Origin of the sequence: Segatella oulorum F0390 (assembly GCF_000224615.1) — a bacterium.
GTDB lineage: Bacteria > Bacteroidota > Bacteroidia > Bacteroidales > Bacteroidaceae > Prevotella > Prevotella oulorum.
Map to the genome: position 1 here is coordinate 1,235,856 of NZ_JH114215.1, position 16,252 is coordinate 1,252,107.

General features: G+C 49.1%; 16 protein-coding genes. 11 read left to right on the forward strand and 5 right to left on the reverse strand.

All coding sequences use genetic code 11. The annotated features are described in order from the left end of the window. Window positions 1-364 precede the first annotated feature (364 nt). From HMPREF9431_RS05295 to rsmI, 4 genes are all read right to left on the reverse strand, one after another. Entirely contained in the window at window positions 365-3,169 is a 2,805-nt protein-coding gene (locus HMPREF9431_RS05295; protein WP_004380136.1) for a hypothetical protein, read from the reverse strand. Window positions 3,170-3,214: 45 nt separating this feature from the next. Continuing rightward, window positions 3,215-3,397, reverse strand: a complete 183-nt coding sequence (locus HMPREF9431_RS05300; RefSeq protein WP_004380137.1) for a hypothetical protein — start codon at window positions 3,395-3,397, stop codon at window positions 3,215-3,217. A gap of 592 nt (window positions 3,398-3,989) precedes the next feature. Next, a complete protein-coding gene (locus tag HMPREF9431_RS05305; RefSeq protein ID WP_025071295.1) occupies window positions 3,990-4,844 on the reverse strand; it encodes a Cbp1 family collagen-binding glycoprotein adhesin in 855 nt (284 codons plus the stop codon). 6 nt (window positions 4,845-4,850) lie between these two features. Then, the gene (rsmI, locus tag HMPREF9431_RS05310) at window positions 4,851-5,561 is read right to left on the reverse strand and encodes a 16S rRNA (cytidine(1402)-2'-O)-methyltransferase (protein WP_004380140.1); all 711 of its coding nucleotides are present in this window, start codon (window positions 5,559-5,561) and stop codon (window positions 4,851-4,853) included. A gap of 199 nt (window positions 5,562-5,760) precedes the next feature. Between rsmI and HMPREF9431_RS05315 the strand changes: the two genes are divergently transcribed. From HMPREF9431_RS05315 to HMPREF9431_RS05365, 11 genes are all read left to right on the forward strand, one after another. Continuing rightward, window positions 5,761-6,342 carry a thymidine kinase gene (locus HMPREF9431_RS05315; RefSeq protein ID WP_025071157.1) on the forward strand — a complete coding sequence of 194 codons (582 nt, stop codon included), beginning with the start codon at window positions 5,761-5,763 and terminating at the stop codon, window positions 6,340-6,342. 12 nt (window positions 6,343-6,354) lie between these two features. Next, a complete protein-coding gene (locus HMPREF9431_RS05320) occupies window positions 6,355-7,443 on the forward strand; it encodes an AI-2E family transporter (RefSeq protein ID WP_004380142.1) in 1,089 nt (362 codons plus the stop codon). 612 nt (window positions 7,444-8,055) lie between these two features. Beyond that, window positions 8,056-9,795, forward strand: coding sequence for a lysine--tRNA ligase (lysS, locus tag HMPREF9431_RS05325; RefSeq protein WP_040561146.1), 1,740 nt, complete (start codon window positions 8,056-8,058; stop codon window positions 9,793-9,795). After that, window positions 9,788-10,783, forward strand: a complete 996-nt coding sequence (locus HMPREF9431_RS05330) for an NAD(P)H-dependent glycerol-3-phosphate dehydrogenase (protein ID WP_004380144.1) — start codon at window positions 9,788-9,790, stop codon at window positions 10,781-10,783. The genes lysS and HMPREF9431_RS05330 overlap by 8 nt, the downstream gene beginning before the upstream one ends. Window positions 10,784-10,822: 39 nt before the next feature. Then, window positions 10,823-12,172, forward strand: coding sequence for a glucose-6-phosphate isomerase (locus HMPREF9431_RS05335; protein ID WP_040561147.1), 1,350 nt, complete (start codon window positions 10,823-10,825; stop codon window positions 12,170-12,172). Further along, on the forward strand, window positions 12,169-12,909 hold the full coding sequence (locus HMPREF9431_RS05340; RefSeq protein WP_004380146.1) for an HAD family hydrolase: 741 nt from the start codon (window positions 12,169-12,171) through the stop codon (window positions 12,907-12,909). The genes HMPREF9431_RS05335 and HMPREF9431_RS05340 overlap by 4 nt, the downstream gene beginning before the upstream one ends. A 114-nt stretch (window positions 12,910-13,023) precedes the next feature. Then, on the forward strand, window positions 13,024-13,203 hold the full coding sequence (locus tag HMPREF9431_RS05345; protein ID WP_004380147.1) for a tetratricopeptide repeat protein: 180 nt from the start codon (window positions 13,024-13,026) through the stop codon (window positions 13,201-13,203). A gap of 42 nt (window positions 13,204-13,245) precedes the next feature. Then, window positions 13,246-13,476, forward strand: coding sequence for a 4Fe-4S dicluster domain-containing protein (locus tag HMPREF9431_RS05350; RefSeq protein ID WP_004380148.1), 231 nt, complete (start codon window positions 13,246-13,248; stop codon window positions 13,474-13,476). Window positions 13,477-13,490: 14 nt separating this feature from the next. Then, on the forward strand, window positions 13,491-14,582 hold the full coding sequence (locus tag HMPREF9431_RS05355; protein ID WP_004380149.1) for a 3-methyl-2-oxobutanoate dehydrogenase subunit VorB: 1,092 nt from the start codon (window positions 13,491-13,493) through the stop codon (window positions 14,580-14,582). Beyond that, on the forward strand, window positions 14,575-15,342 hold the full coding sequence (locus HMPREF9431_RS05360; RefSeq protein WP_004380150.1) for a thiamine pyrophosphate-dependent enzyme: 768 nt from the start codon (window positions 14,575-14,577) through the stop codon (window positions 15,340-15,342). The genes HMPREF9431_RS05355 and HMPREF9431_RS05360 overlap by 8 nt, the downstream gene beginning before the upstream one ends. Before the next feature lie 14 nt (window positions 15,343-15,356). Then, a complete protein-coding gene (locus tag HMPREF9431_RS05365; protein WP_004380152.1) occupies window positions 15,357-15,896 on the forward strand; it encodes a 2-oxoacid:acceptor oxidoreductase family protein in 540 nt (179 codons plus the stop codon). Here the strand turns inward: HMPREF9431_RS05365 and HMPREF9431_RS13200 are convergent. Next, window positions 15,886-16,252 (reverse strand): hypothetical protein (locus HMPREF9431_RS13200; protein WP_196794561.1); only part of this gene is annotated, 367 nt, incomplete at its 5' end. The genes HMPREF9431_RS05365 and HMPREF9431_RS13200 overlap by 11 nt on opposite strands.

Sequence of the window (16,252 nt, forward strand, 5' to 3'; positions counted from 1 at the left end):
GCGAGCCGCTCACTAACGTGATTTCGCTTAAAAAATGGCCGGCGAGCCGCTCACTAACGTGATTTCGCTTAAAAAATGGCCAGCGAGCCGCTCACTAACATGATTTCGCTTTAAAAAATGGTCAGCGAGCCGCTCACTAACATGATTTCGCTTTAAAAATGGTCAGCGAGCCGCTCACTAACGTGATTTCGCTTTAAAAATGGTCAGCGAGCCGCTCACTAACGTGATTTCGTTTCAAAAATGACCAGCGAGCCGCTCACTAACATGATTTCGCTTTAAAAACGGTCAGCGAGCCGCTCACTAACGTGATTCCATTTCAAAAATGACCATTCCAAAGCCCATTCTATTTTTAGGTCACCCTCGTTTAGGGTTCGGCCACGGGGCGGACAGACTTCCCAGTCGACCGATAGCCGTAGTTCTGCGGGCTAATGCTCGTCTGGTAGAAGTACATGTGACAATCGTTGTGCAAGCTATTCGGAACGGCCGAAAGATAGATGCCGTACTCGCCCACGTAGTACAACGAACCATTGCTGCCGCGACAACCCGAAGCGGGGAAATAGACGGTGGCGGTTGAACTGCCGCCGGCTTTGAAGTTCCACCCGTAGTCCCAAGCACCGCTTACATTCATTAGCCCACTACTCAAACCATTCGTCGTGAAACCGGTGAAGGCGTTAGAGGCGGGCATGTGGAAACCTGCGGGGCAGGGATCGTAGATGGTCTTGACCACGGCATTGTCGTTATAACCGTAAGTGGTGTTATCCATCGACCAGAGGTTGTAGTAAGTGTAACCTGTTGGAGGAATATAATACCAACTTGTCCCATCAGAGTATAAAATTTCGGGATGTTGGATGCCGTTCTGAATGGACATGTTATCACCGCCATTTGGTGTGAAAGAGCCGTCGCTCACGGCGTCAATGCCCGGCATGGCATCCTTGCGACCGAACTGGTAGAGAGTGGAGGAGATTTCCTTGACGCTGCGGGGATTCTGCGTGATAGTGACGTAGGCAGACTGCTTTGTGCCGCCGTTGGCGCTGGTCTGTTCCACCTTCATGCGGGCCATGCGCGGTTTACTGTAAGTAGATTCTTCCCATTTACGATAGGCGAAACCGAGCGTCTGCTTGGTGAAGTTGTAGGTGTACCCTTGATAATTGGTGCAGGCGATGGTGTTCAATACGTCGCTGTGGTCGAACCACAGATGCCATGACCACATCACGATACCCGAGGCGTTCTTGACAGCGATGACGGCGTTACCGTTCTTGATTTTATCGGCAGGGACGTGGAAGTTGACATACGAGTTGGCACCACTACCTGTTACTGTCAAACCATCAACCAGCCCACTTTGGTCGGTCCATACGATGCTGGCCTTGGTGGCTGGGTTGGAGGCATTCTGCACATTGATGTAGGGAGAGTTGATGTCTACACCGGCATGATCCTTGAAGTTGGTCAGGATTTCGTTGCTCGTGTTTGATGTTCTGTAAGAATGCTCATTCTTGATACCGTTCTTGATGGCATTGCCATAGACCAGCGGGATGCAATAGTGTCCCGGGGCAGAAATGAGATAACAATTAGCAGTCTCTTCTATATGACTTTTTGCACCACTACCACCGGGATTGGCCAAATTGTAGGGATTGCCGGCCGATCCTTTGGGCATAGCATCCTTGAGCACTTGGTTGTAAGGGGCAAGTTTATCAATAACAGTGGCAGGTTTCACTGCGGTGTTGCCTACTTCTGCTGCTGTTCCACCATTACCCTGATCGGTGAGGTCGCCGAGCCAATCGGGCTTTGTAGTGCCGCGGTCTACCCAGCCACCAGTGCCGCCGTTGAGCGTATAGTCCCACTCTTCATATTTGGAAATCTTCCAAGGTACGGCTTGTTGTGTAGTGCCACTCTGGCGATAGCTGGTTACTTTAAAAGCAATGTTACTACTCGTTTCATTACCTTGATAATCGTATGCCTTATTTTCATCGGCAAGCGTAAAAGTATAGCCCCAGCTCGAATTCTTCTGCGAGAGCTTATATTCACGTGTGGTGTTGGCCTTCCATTCACCAGTCAAAGGGAATGAAATATGCTTGGTAGAACCACCTTCCTCGTAATAAATCGTAACCTTAGCATGATTGGCATCTGATTTATTCGGTAAGGTTTGCGGAATCATCAAGAATGTATAAGCATCGCGTCCTGCACGATTGTTGGGATTTGTCGCAGGATTGAGTGCTCCGGCCAACATCGTGTTGGGCATCTCTGCAGCATTCATGTTGATGCCATCGAGCGTTACGGTGGTTGTGGCAGTGTTAACCGACGTCCATATGCCCGTTGCATTCAACGCATTGGGCAATTTGTAGCGGCCTTTATACTTCACACCCGAGACTTCAATTTTCTTGATGGTGACGGGTGAGAGGTTGCTGCCGATGGAAAACTTCACAGCAGCCAAGGCATGCGTGAACTTGAGGTTGCTCGTGGGGTCGTTGCCATGCTCATAGTGCACCTCACCCGAGCAGGCTGTCATCAAGTCGACTTGGTCAACAACATTGCTCTTTACCTCAAAATCAACATAAGGCACCTGCGCATAGTTGCTCGGTGAGAGTGTGATGCCATTGGCTGCTGTAGCTTCGGGCGACACAGCATAGAAGCGACCATAAACATTCACTGGCCAGTCCCAATCGTAACGATTTACCAACGTGCCATCGGGATTAGTCTTTTCACCATGAAACCACAACAGCGCTGTGCCGGGATTGGATGCAGCAGCTGAACTTGCCGCACGATAGCCAATCGAGGAGAAAGTGCCAAGCGTGCTGGCGGTGAGAATGGTTCCGCGTGTCTTCGCATCCACTTTCACAGGGTTAAGACCCTCAACGGTCGACTCAATCAGGCAGAAGTCGTGGGGATTGCTACCTGTGGCGTCAATCTTGCGCGGAGCAAGATAGCTTGCCGGAATGGGTTGCATACTCAAACCGCGCGTTTGCCCTGCGCCGTTTTGTGCCAAGGCATCCATCTGCATATCGCTCACATTGAATGCTAAGGCGGTGCCCGTGTGCTTGTTGGACTTGTCGGTTGCTAAATCATCGTCGGCACAAGCGGCTGCCAAAAGAGCTGCAGCACCAACGGCAACGAGCAAACCTCGACTGCGAAGTCTGCGCCATGCAAGGTTGCTCAACTTATTCTTTATCTTCATTTTTGTTATTCCTTTTATTTTTACGCTACTTGTTTGCCACAGCCATTAATCTTCATCTTCGATTTCTTCGCTGCCGCCATCATCAAAATCACCCACCGAGATGCTACCCTTGTGGCCTGTTTCTCCACCGCCACCGGGACGTGCCACGGGGCTTTTCGTCAATAACAAATACTCTTCCGGCAAAGGAATGACCCTGCAAACCGGTGTTTCATACAATTTTTTCTTCATTTTTTTATTCTGTTTAAATGATTATATTTACTACTATTGATTTCTTGCTTCACAGGTGCAGTTACACACACGCAAAAAGCATCTGCAAAGAGCTTTGAAAACTCCTTGCAGATGCTTGAAACGGCAGACCGACACCCGCGCCGGGCGCACCGCTATCGCCTTAGTACAGAGACTTAGACCGTTGTTAGAATGTGTGTGTGTGTGTGTGTGTGTTACACTTTTATTTGGTTCTGCCAAATAAAAGATGTTAAAATTTACACTGCTTGAAAAATTATTTTCCATTTGCATACCAACACTTTCTGTTTAATTCGGCAGCAAAGGTATAAACTTTTGCGCAAAGCAACAAATTTACTCGTAAAAAATGTTTCGAGGAAAAAAAAGAATCATGCCGAAAACAACAAGATGTGGACAACAGAAAGACGGGACTTTTTGAAGAGGAACTCGCCAAGAGAATGGAAAGAGTGGACGCAACAAAGGCCATTACGCGGCAAGGTGCCACCTAACGGCCTTTGATGGGGAGAAACCTTCGCTTTCGGCAATCCTCTTTTTGCTTCAATAAAAGCAAGGATGGAATAGGAAGCGAGATGTGGAATTATTTCACTTGAATGACCAAATATTTGCTGGTGCTCCAGAAAATCTCAGGATTGGTGATGGTCAACACAAACTGCTTGTTGGCATCACGCGCCAAGGTGTAGCTGCTTGCCGGGTGCAGGGTGAGCAACTTTGCCGACTTAGAATAGAGCTTGATGACTTTATCGACACGGATATCAATCTTCGTGAAATAGTTTTTGTTGAAGTTTCCTTGCAACACTTTTCCATCAGCAATGATGCGTTGCTCCTTGAGTTCGCTCTTTGTTCCAAACACATACCAGGCCGTATTGAGCTGTTTGTCTTGCGCATTAATGGTCTCCGTTTTCTGTTTGCTCTCTGTGGTGAGATGGTTCACGTTGGTGTTGAGGTTGCTAATGGTTTCGTCCAATTCGCCAATGTGAATGTCCTTGGCATCCAAATCGGCGCGCAACTGTTGCAACTGCTGATCCTTCTCATCCAATTGCTTCACCAAATTGTCGATGGTGGCCTTGAGCTGCGTTCCTTTTAACGAACTCGTCGAAAGCTGTTGACGCAACTTTGCAATGAGCTCACGGTTTTTTTGCATGGTTGCCGCAATGAACTTCACATTGTCACGCAACATTTGTTTCTTGTCAGCTCCCTCGCCATCTTTCGCAATGGTGACGCGATTCTCGGCTTCGTTAATCTGACGAAATCCCTCCTGCACCTCGTTCATCAAGCCCATCATGTCGTTGATTTCAGAATCTTTTTGCGACAGAATCTGCTCCAACGAATCATTTTGGTGTGCATTACTGGGATTGTTTTCACTCTTGTTTTGTTTGCAACTTGCAAAGGTCAGCAACAATGCGCCAACCGATAAGAATAGCATTTTCTTCATAACTTTTTACTCCTCTAATTTTAATTGTTTATCTTTGGTTTTCTTTATACTACATCCTGCCAACGTGATGACAATTTCGCCGCGTGGCGCTGTTTCTTCGAAATGGGCAATAACCTCGCTCAAGGTGCCGCGTACATGCTCTTCGTGGAGCTTGGAAATTTCGCGTGCCACGCTCACTTGTCGGTCGTTGCCAAAGACTTCGGCAAATTGTTTGAGCGTCTTCACAAGCCGATAAGGTGATTCATAAAACACCATCGTGCGTGGCTCGGTCTGCAAACTTTGCAAAATGGTTTGGCGACCTTTCTTCTGCGGCAAGAAACCTTCAAAGCAAAAGCGGTCGCAAGGCAAGCCCGACGAAACCAAAGCAGGAATGCAAGCTGTGGCTCCCGGCAAGGTTTGCACCTCAACACCTGCCTTGACAGCCTCGCGCGCCAACAGAAATCCGGGATCACTCACGCCCGGTGTGCCGGCATCGCTCACAAGAGCAATGGTCTCACCCGCCTTCAAACGCTCAACGATATGGGTAGCCGTGCCATGCTCATTGAATTTATGATGCGCCACCAACCGATTTTTAATGTCATAATGTTTCAGCAAAACACTCGACGTGCGGGTGTCTTCTGCCAAAACCAAATCGGCTTCTTTCAACAAGCGGATGGCTCGAAACGTCATATCTTCCATGTTGCCTACGGGCGTTGGTATAATATATAATGTTCCCATATCGTGTCGCAAATATATAATAAATCTGCATGATGCCCAACAGATGCCCGCGTTTCTTTGCAATTTTTAAAAATCTAACCGCGCAACTGAAAAGATATGTTTTTAAAATAAAAGAATTGCGTGCATGGCGATGGCGGCGGCTTTTCTTTTTAGATGCAAGCCGATGGGTTTTCGTTTTTTTCTTAACTTTGCACACATTATGATGGAAAATTCAATCGGAGAAACCTGTCGTCGCGGACGAATAGAAGTGATTTGCGGTTCGATGTTCTCGGGAAAGACCGAAGAACTCATTCGCCGCATGAAGCGTGCCAAGTTTGCTAAACAACGGGTTGAGATTTTCAAACCGGCCATCGACGTGCGCTATTCCGAGGACGACGTGGTGAGTCACGATCAAAACAGCATTCATTCCACGCCGATTGACGCATCGGGGGCATTGATGCTGCTCACGGCCGACATCGACGTAGTGGGCATCGACGAGGCACAATTCTTCGACGATGGCTTGGTCGACGTGTGCAATGCGCTGGCCAACCGTGGCATTCGGGTGATTGTTGCCGGCTTAGACATGGACTACAAAGGGGTGCCCTTTGGCCCCATGCCGGCGCTCTGTGCCGTAGCCGACGAGGTAACTAAGGTGCACGCCATCTGCGTGAAATGTGGCGCGCTGGCCTATGTGAGCCATCGGTTGGTGGCCAACGCCCATCGCGTGATGCTGGGCGAGCAAACAGAATACGAGCCACTTTGCCGAAACTGTTTCCAAAAGGCAATTCGCGAAGAAAAATAAAAAGCATTCAAGATGAAAGAGATTACATTCGACCGGTTTATTCGTTGGGCAGGCATCGGCGCCATTGTGCTGGCCGTGTTGCTGCTGCTCAATTATCTGAGCAGCGTGTTGCTGCCCTTCTTCATTGCATGGCTGCTGGCCTATTTGCTCTATCCAATTGTGAAATTCATCGAAGACAAGCTCCATCTGCGCATCCGGGCGCTGAGCATCATCGTGGCTTTCCTGGTGGTTGTGATGGTCATCGGTGGCATGCTCTATTTCATCATTCCGCCCATGATTGAGCAATCCAACAAGGTGCAGGACATTCTCTCGCAATGGTTGCACCAAACAACCCACACCAACGACCTCACAAAATACATCTCGAACTGGATTGAACGCAACCAAAAACAAATCACCGAATTTGTGCATAGCAAGAACTTCAGCGACGCACTCCACACCGCCATGCCCAAGGTTTTCACGTTGGTGAGCCAAACGGCCAGCATTCTGCTCAGTATCGTAGCATCGCTCATCACGCTGCTCTACACGTTTTTCATCCTCTTGGACTACGAATATCTCACGGCCAACTGGATTAAAATCTTTCCCAAGAAATATCGTCCCTTTTGGCACGAGCTGTCACAAGACGCCAAGACGGCACTCAACAGTTACATCCGCGGCCAGGGACTCGTGGCACTGTGCATGGGCATCATGTTCTGCATCGGCTTCACCATCATCGGCTTTCCCATGGCCATCGGCTTAGGCATTTTAATCGGCATCCTCGACCTGGTGCCCTATTTGCACACCTTCGCCCTCATCCCCACAGCCTTTTTAGCCATGCTCAAGGCCGCCAATACGGGCCAAAGCTTCTGGGTGGTTTTCGGTTTGGCGCTACTCGTTTTCGCCGTCGTTCAGGTGATTACCGACATGATTGTAACCCCAAAAATCATGGGCAAAGCCATGGGGCTCAACCCCGCCATTCTATTGTTGTCGCTCTCGGTATGGGGCGCACTGTTGGGTTTCATCGGGCTCATCGTAGCATTGCCGCTCACCACGCTCGTCATGGTTTATTGGCAACGCTATGTGACGCATGAGATAACCCCGATAAAAGAGGAACGAAACGAATAGCTTTCAAGCCCCATCCCAAACGCTACGAGCAAGAAAAACAAAGCGGCACAATCCCCCACTCTTTCAGACAAATCAGCAACAAGACGGCATGCGATGAAACCATTGCGTGCCGTCTTGTTATCATGAAGAAACAAGTTCTCCGACCGTTGTGCATCGTTTGCGGAACTTCCGCAAGTATCATTCTTTTTTTGCGCATCATTTGCGGAACTTCCGCAAACACCACTCACTTTCGTACATTATTTGCGGAACTTCCGCAAACGCCATTCATTTTCGTTTATCTTTTGCGGAACTTCCGCAAGTATCACTCACTTTTGTACATTATTTGCGGAACTTCCGCAAGCATAATTCATTTTTGTTTATCTTTTGCGGAATTTCCGCAAGTATCATTCTTTTTTGTGAATTATTTGCGGAACTTCCGCAAGCATTATTCAATTTTGTACATTATTTGCGGAACTTCCGCAAATGGGATGCAAGTTTCGGCTAACCTATCTTGAAGCATTTACCACATCGAAAAACTTCCGAAAAGCGAAGACTGGCATGGAAAAGGCTCCGTTACTCAGTTTTTTTTCGTATTTTTGCATGCAGAAAATAAAAAACAGCAACGAAACAACAATGAATATTTTAGAGTTAAGCGAACAGGAAATTGTTCGCAGACAATGTCTTCAAGAGCTCAAGGAAATGGGCATCAATCCCTATCCAGCAGCCGAGTTTCCCACCAATGCTTTTTCGGTTGACATCAAAAAGGCATTCGATGCCGACGAAGAGAAACGCGAAGTGGTGATTGCAGGCCGCATGATGAGCCGCCGCATCATGGGAAAAGCCAGCTTCATGGAGTTGCAAGACAGCCGTGGCCGCATTCAGGTCTACATCTCGCGCGACGACATCTGTCCGGGCGACGACAAGGACCTATATAATAAGGTGTTTAAAAAGCTCTTGGACATTGGCGATTTCGTGGGCGTGAAAGGGTTTGTCTTCCGCACGCAGACAGGCGAAGTGAGTGTGCACGCACAAGAGCTGACTCTGCTGAGCAAAAGCCTCAAACCGCTGCCCATCGTGAAATATAAGGATGGTGTGGCCTACGATAAATTCGACGATCCCGAGCTGCGCGCCCGTCAACGCTACGTTGATTTGGTGGTCAACGAGGGTGTGAAGGACACGTTCCTCAAGCGTGCCACCGTGCTCAAAACCATGCGCAACTTCTTCGACGAGCATGGTTACACCGAGGTGGAGACGCCCACTTTGCAAAGCATTGCCGGCGGTGCCAGCGCACGCCCGTTCATCACGCATTTCAATGCCCTTAACATCGACATGTATATGCGCATCGCCACCGAGCTCTATCTGAAGCGGCTGATTGTGGGTGGCTTCGAGGGCGTGTATGAAATTGGCAAAAACTTCCGCAACGAGGGCATGGACAAGTTCCATAATCCCGAGTTCACCTGCATGGAGCTCTACGTGCAGTATAAGGATTACAACTGGATGATGCGCTTCACCGAGCAACTGTTAGAAACCATTTGCCGCGCGGTGAACAACGGCGCGACCGAGGTGAAGAACGGCGAAAACGTCATTTCGTTTAAAGCACCCTTCCGCCGCTTGCCCATCCTTGAGGCCATCAAGGAAAAGACGGGCTTCGATTTGTCGGACAAAACCGAAGACGAAATACGCCATATTGCCGTCGACGAGCTGAAATTAGAAGGCATCGACGCCTCGTTTGGCAAAGGCAAGCTCATCGACGAAATCTTTGGTGAGTTCTGCGAAGGCACCTTCATCCAACCCACCTTCATCACCGATTATCCCGTGGAGATGAGCCCGCTCACGAAGATGCACCGCTCGAAACCCGGCCTCACCGAGCGTTTCGAACTCATGGTGAACGGCAAGGAGCTGGCGAATGCCTACTCCGAGCTCAACGACCCCATCGATCAGGAGGAACGTTTTAAAGAGCAAATGAAATTGGCCGACAAAGGCGACGACGAGGCTATGATTATCGATCAGGACTTTTTGCGCGCTTTGCAATATGGCATGCCGCCCACATCGGGCATCGGTATCGGCATCGATCGCCTTTGCATGCTCATGACGGGCAAGGAGTTTATCCAAGAAGTGCTGCTCTTCCCCCAAATGAAACCCGAAGCCAAACTGCCGCAAAGCAGCGTAAAGGAATGGGCGGCCTTGGGTGTAGCCGAAGATTGGGTCTACGTGTTGCGCAAAGCAGGTTTCAACCTCATCAGCGATTTGAAAGACGAAAAGGCGCAAGGCCTGCAACAAAAATTGCTGGAGATTAACAAGAAATATAAATTGGGCTACGAAAAGCCGGCGTTAGAAGATATTCAGAAGTGGATTGACGGTGCAAATGGATAGTTGCGGAAACATAGCCATTATTGGTAGCGGCTCGTGGGCCACAGCCATTGCCAAGTTGGTGGTGCAGCATACGCATCACATCGGTTGGTATATGCGTCACGACGAGCGCATAGAGGCTTTCGTGCGTTTAGGCCATAACCCCGACTATCTAACGACCGCACATTTCAATGTAAAGGAGATTACTTTCTCGAGCAATCTCAATGACATTGTGGCGCAATATGACACGCTTATCTTCGTCACGCCATCGCCCTATTTGAAACAGCATCTTCAGAAGTTGACGGTGCCTCTGCGCGATAAACTCATCGTGACGGCCATCAAGGGGATTGTGCCCGATGAAAACATGATTGTTTCAGAATATTTTCATCAGGTGTGGCAGGTGCCTTACGACAACATCACGTGCATCGGCGGTCCTTCGCATGCCGAAGAAGTGGCCTTGGAGCGCTTGTCCTATCTCACCATTAGCTGCACCGACGTGGAAAAAGCCCAGGCTGTGGCCGAGATTTTGGCAAACGATTTCATTAAGACAAAATGCTCCACCGACATTATCGGCATTGAATATGCCGCCGTGCTGAAAAATGTTTATGCCATCGCTGCCGGCATTTGCAACGGATTAAAATATGGCGACAACTTCCAAGCGGTGTTTCTCTCCAACGCCATACAGGAAATGAAACGTTTTCTCGAAGCGGTGAATGCCACGCCGCGGTGCATCGACGACAGCGCCTATTTGGGCGATTTGCTCGTGACAGCCTACAGCAAATTCAGCCGCAACCGCACCTTTGGCAAAATGATTGGTCGCGGCTATTCGGTGAAAAGTGCGCAAATCGAGATGGAAATGATTGCCGAGGGCTATTATGGCACGAAATGTATGCACGAAATCAACAAAACGCTGCAAATGGACATGCCGATTCTCGAAACCGTCTATCGCATTCTCTACAAACGGGCTGAAGTGAAGACCGAAATTCAATTGCTCACAAAAAATTTCAGATAAAACATGACGCTCTTGTTAGCGTCGCAATCATTAAAAATAATGAAGAATATTAGCTTAGACATTACAAAGGCCGAGCAGTTTTTAAAGACAAACGCTGTGGCCGCGTATGAAAGTAAAGTGAAAGCAGCGCAAGCGTCGCTTGAAAATGGCACTTGCCCGGGTAACGACTTCTTAGGATGGCTGCATTTGCCATCAAGCATCACCGATGCTTTCTTGAACGACATTCAAACTGTTGCCAACACGCTGCGCAGCAAATGCGAAGTGATTGTTGTTGCAGGCATCGGCGGCTCTTATTTGGGCGCGCGTGCAGTAATCGAAGCGCTCGGCAACAGCTTCGCCTGGTTGGTGAACGACAAGAGAAACCCCACCATCCTCTTTGCTGGTAACAACATTGGCGAAGACTATCTTTTTGAACTCACCGAATATCTGAAAGGTAAGAAGTTTGGTGTCATCAACATCAGCAAATCGGGAACCACCACCGAAACGGCGCTCACGTTCCGCTTGTTGAAGAAACAATGCGAAGCACAACGTGGCAAAGCAGAAGCCAAAGATGTGATTGTGGCGGTGACCGATGCCAAGAAAGGTGCCGCACGCATTTGCGCCGACAAAGAAGGCTACAAGAGTTTTGTTATTCCCGACAATGTGGGCGGTCGCTTCTCAGTGCTGACACCAGTGGGATTGTTGCCCATTGCCTGCGCAGGTTTCGACGTGAAAGAATTGGTAAAGGGCGCACAGACGATGGAAAAGGCTTGCGCAGCCGATGTTCCGTTTGCTGAAAATCCTGCCGCACAATATGCGGCTGTGCGCAATGCGCTCTACGAGGAAGCCGGCAAGAAGATTGAGATTGTGGTGAACTTCCAGCCCAAACTTCATTTCTTTGCCGAGTGGTGGAAACAGCTCTATGGCGAGAGTGAAGGTAAAGAGGGCAAGGGCATTTTCCCCGCAGCTTGCGATTTCACAACCGATTTGCACTCCATGGGACAATGGATTCAAGAGGGTGAGCGCTCGATTTTCGAAACAGTGATTAGCATTGAGCGCCCCGAAAAGACCTTGTTGTTCCCCCACGACGATGAAAATCTCGATGGATTGAACTTCCTCGAAGGCAAACGCGTGAACGATGTGAACAAGATGGCCGAATTGGGCACCCAGTTGGCACATGTCGATGGCGGCGTTCCCAACATCAAAGTAAGCGTTCCGCAACTCAATGCCTTCTATATCGGGCAGCTGATTTATTTCTTTGAGATAGCTTGTGGCATCAGCGGCAACCTGCTCGGAGTTAATCCTTTCAACCAACCCGGCGTGGAAGCCTATAAAAAGAATATGTTTGCGCTGCTCAACAAGCCAGGCTATGAGGCCGAGAGCAAAGCTATTCGTGAGCGCTTAGCATGATTGAGACGCAAATAAAGCAATATCTTTCGAGCAACGGCTTTGGGACTTTCAGCCCTAAAGCCGTGCTTTTCGATATGGATGGTGTGCTCTATGACAGCATGCCCAATCACGCTGTTGCATGGCAAGAAAGCATGAAAAAGTTTGGTATTCATTTCACTACGGCCGACGCTTATGCCACAGAAGGTGCACGAGGGGTGGATACCATTCGACAATTTGTGAAAGAACAGCAGGGGCGTAACATTACCTTAGAGGAGGCGCAACGTATGTATGACGAAAAGAGTCGCATCTTTCACGAAATGCCCGAAGCGCCTATCTTTGACGGCGTCATCCCCTTGATGGAGAAAATTAGGCAAGCTGGTCTATCCGTAAATGTCGTGACGGGAAGCGGACAGCACTCACTTATTCAGCGCTTATTGCACGACTTCAGTCATTTTTTAGACGAGGAACACATCACCACGGCCTACGACGTAGTGCGTGGCAAGCCCTTTGCCGACCCTTATTTAAAAGGTCTTGAGAAGGCAGGAGGCTTGAAACCCTTTGAAGGTATCGTGGTGGAGAATGCCCCTTTGGGCGTGAAAGCCGGAGTAAATGCACACATTTTTACTGTGGCTATCAATAGCGGGCCTTTGCCCGACGCGGCACTTCTTGAGCAAGGTGCCCATCTGCTTTATGACAAAATCAAATCCTTTAATGGTGATTGGGATAACTTTAGTTCCTTTTTTGCACACTCAAAGTAGTGTGTGCGCACTTTTTAGCAAAACAACTTTAATATAGTTTAAAATCAGTCCTCACATTCTTCTATACATCTTTTCTACTTGTATTTTTGTCGCCAACAAAGACATTAGGTAAAGATGACAGCCGAAGAATTTTACGAGCGGGGCAATCAGCTTCGCCGAGAGGGAAACTACAAGCAAGCCATGGAAGCTTATTTAGAAGCCATGGCACTTGACCCCGAGAGTCCGGCAGCAGAGGCATACAAGATGTTACGTGACATTTATGCTTTTTATTGCAAAGACATTTATAATCCTTGAAGCTCGCCATCCACGTTAACAACACATAGTATAGAACACATTATGGGAAAAATCGTTGGTGCCATTGTTGTCAATACAGACCGGTGTAAAGGCTGCTCGCTGTGCGTTGTGGCCTGCCCCAAGGCTGTAATTGAATTGGCAGGAAAGAAAGTCAATGTTCATGGCTATCCGTATGTAGAAGCCATCCGCCCCGATGATTGCATCGGTTGTGCGGCTTGCGGCGTCGTTTGCCCTGACGGCTGCATTACGGTTTATCGAAAGAAAATTGATTGAAAGGAGAAAAATCTATGGAAGATCAAGAAGTAAAATTAATGAAAGGGAACGAGGCCATTGCCCACGCGGCTATCCGTTGCGGCACCGATGGCTATTTTGGTTATCCCATAACCCCACAGAGTGAGATTATCGAAACCTTGGCTTTGCTTAAGCCTTGGGAGACAACGGGCATGGTGGTGCTGCAAGCCGAGAGCGAAGTGGCATCGATTAACATGCTTTATGGCGGTGCCGGAGCCGGCAAACGTGTGCTCACATCAAGTTCAAGTCCAGGCGTTGCACTCATGCAAGAAGGCATTTCTTACATGGCCGGAGCCGAACTCCCCGGCGTGATTGTCAATGTGCAGCGTGGAGGTCCGGGCTTAGGAACCATCCAACCCAGCCAAAGCGACTATAATCAGGCTACGCGTGGCGGTGGAAATGGCGACTACAACGTCATTGTTTTAGCTCCTGCATCGGTGCAAGAGATGGCCGACTTTGTTGATTTGGCCTTCACCTTAGCGTTCAAATACCGCAATCCTGCAATGATTTTGAGTGATGGTGTGATTGGTCAGATGATGGAGAAGGTGGTGCTGCCGCCGATGAAACCCCGCCGCACTGAGGAAGAAATCTTGAAAGAATGTCCCTGGGCTTCAACGGGAAGAACACGCGACCGCCAACCCAACATCATCACATCGTTGGAACTGATGCCCGAGGTGATGGAGCAAAAGAATTTGCACCTGCAAGCCAAATACCAGCAAATCCGCGACACGGAGACACGCTGCGAGATGACAAACTGCGAAGATGCAGACTATATCATCGTGGCCTTTGGCAGTGCTTCGCGTATCGCCGAGAAGAGCATGGAGACAGCGCGCAAGCAAGGTATTAAAGTAGGCCTGTTCCGTCCGATTACGCTTTGGCCATTCCCCAAGAAAGAACTGCAAAAGGCAGCAAAGGGAAAACGTGGCATTTTAGTTGCAGAAATCAATGCCGGACAGATGATTCAAGACGTAAAGATTGCCTTGGGAAATAGCGTTCCTGTGGAACACTTCGGTCGATTGGGAGGAATTGTGCCCGACCCCGAAGAGATTGTACACGCAATTCAAACAAAACTGATGAGCAATGAATAACGATATTATTTCACCCGAGAACTTAGTTTACGAGAAGCCGGCCCTCATGAATGACACGGCTATGCACTATTGTGCAGGCTGTTCGCATGGCGTGGTGCACAAATTAGTGGCCGAGGTGATTGCCGAGATGGGCATGGAAGACAAGGCTGTGGGCATCAGTCCCGTGGGCTGTGCCGTCTTTGCCTACCGCTATATCGACATTGATTGGCAAGAAGCGCCTCATGGTCGCGCGCCGGCTTTGGCAACAGGTGTGAAACGTTTGTGGCCCGATCGCCTGGTGTTCACCTATCAAGGCGATGGCGACTTGGCCTGCATCGGAACGGCAGAAGCTATTCATGCCCTCAACCGCGGCGAACATATCACCATCATTTTCATCAACAATGCCATTTATGGTATGACGGGTGGGCAGATGGCTCCGACAACACTGTTAGGTCAAAAGACTGCAACATGCCCCTACGGCCGCGAGCCCGATTTGCATGGCTATCCACTCAACCTCACCGATTTAGCTTCACGATTAGACGGCACTTGCTACGTGACGCGCCAAAGCGTTGAAACCGTGGGAGCTATTCAAAAGGCCAAGAAAGCCATTCGAAAAGCATTTGAAGCATCGATGAAAGGCTTAGGTTCGAGCTTGGTTGAGATTGTGTCTACCTGCAACAGCGGTTGGAAAATGTCGCCCGTAGATGCCAACAAATGGATGCAAGAAAACATGTTTAAACAGTATCCCAAGGGCGACCTCAAGGATACTACGCAAGGTTAACAACAACTTGGTTTATGAAAACAGAAATTATCATCGCAGGCTTTGGCGGACAGGGCGTGCTCTCCATGGGCAAAATCTTAGCCTATTCGGGTCTGCTCGAAAATAAAGAAGTGACCTGGATGCCTGCTTATGGCCCAGAACAGCGCGGCGGAACAGCCAATGTCACCGTCATTGTGAGCGACGAGCGCATCTCCTCGCCCATCCTCAGTAAATATGATGTAGCCATTGTGCTCAACCAACCCTCGTTAGACAAGTTCATGCCCAAGCTCAAACCCGGCGGCATACTCATCTACGATGGCTTTGGAATTGTCAATCCGCCCCAACGCGACGACATACGCATTTATCGTGTTGACGCGATGGACAAGGCGGCAGAAATGAAGAATGCCAAAGTGTTTAACATGATTGTGCTCGGTGCATTGCTCAAAGTGTGCCCCATTGTGAGCACCGACGGGCTGCAAAAAGCGCTCTATAAGACGCTCCCCGAACGCCATCACGGCCTCATCCCCCTCAACATGCAAGCCGTAGAAGAAGGGATGAAGCTCGCTAACGAATAAACAACAGCACACATTCTTTGATAACAGATACCGAGAGAGCATGCCCATGGGGACATGCTCTTTTTGTTTTAAAGCAGCCCAAACGGCCGTTCCAAGGGGTTGGAACAACCATTTTTGAGAAAGACAAGCGTTCAGCTGGTGCGGAACAACCGTTTTTGAGAAAAATAAGCGTTCGGCAGGTGCGGAACAACCGTTTTTGAGAAAAACAAGCGTTCGGCAGGTGCGGAACAACCGTTTTTGAGAAAAACAAGCGTTCGGCAGGTGCGGAACAACCGTTTTTGAGAAAAACAAGCGTTCGGCAGGTGCGGAACAACCGTTTTTTGAGAAAAACAAGCGTTCGGGGGTGCACGAACAAC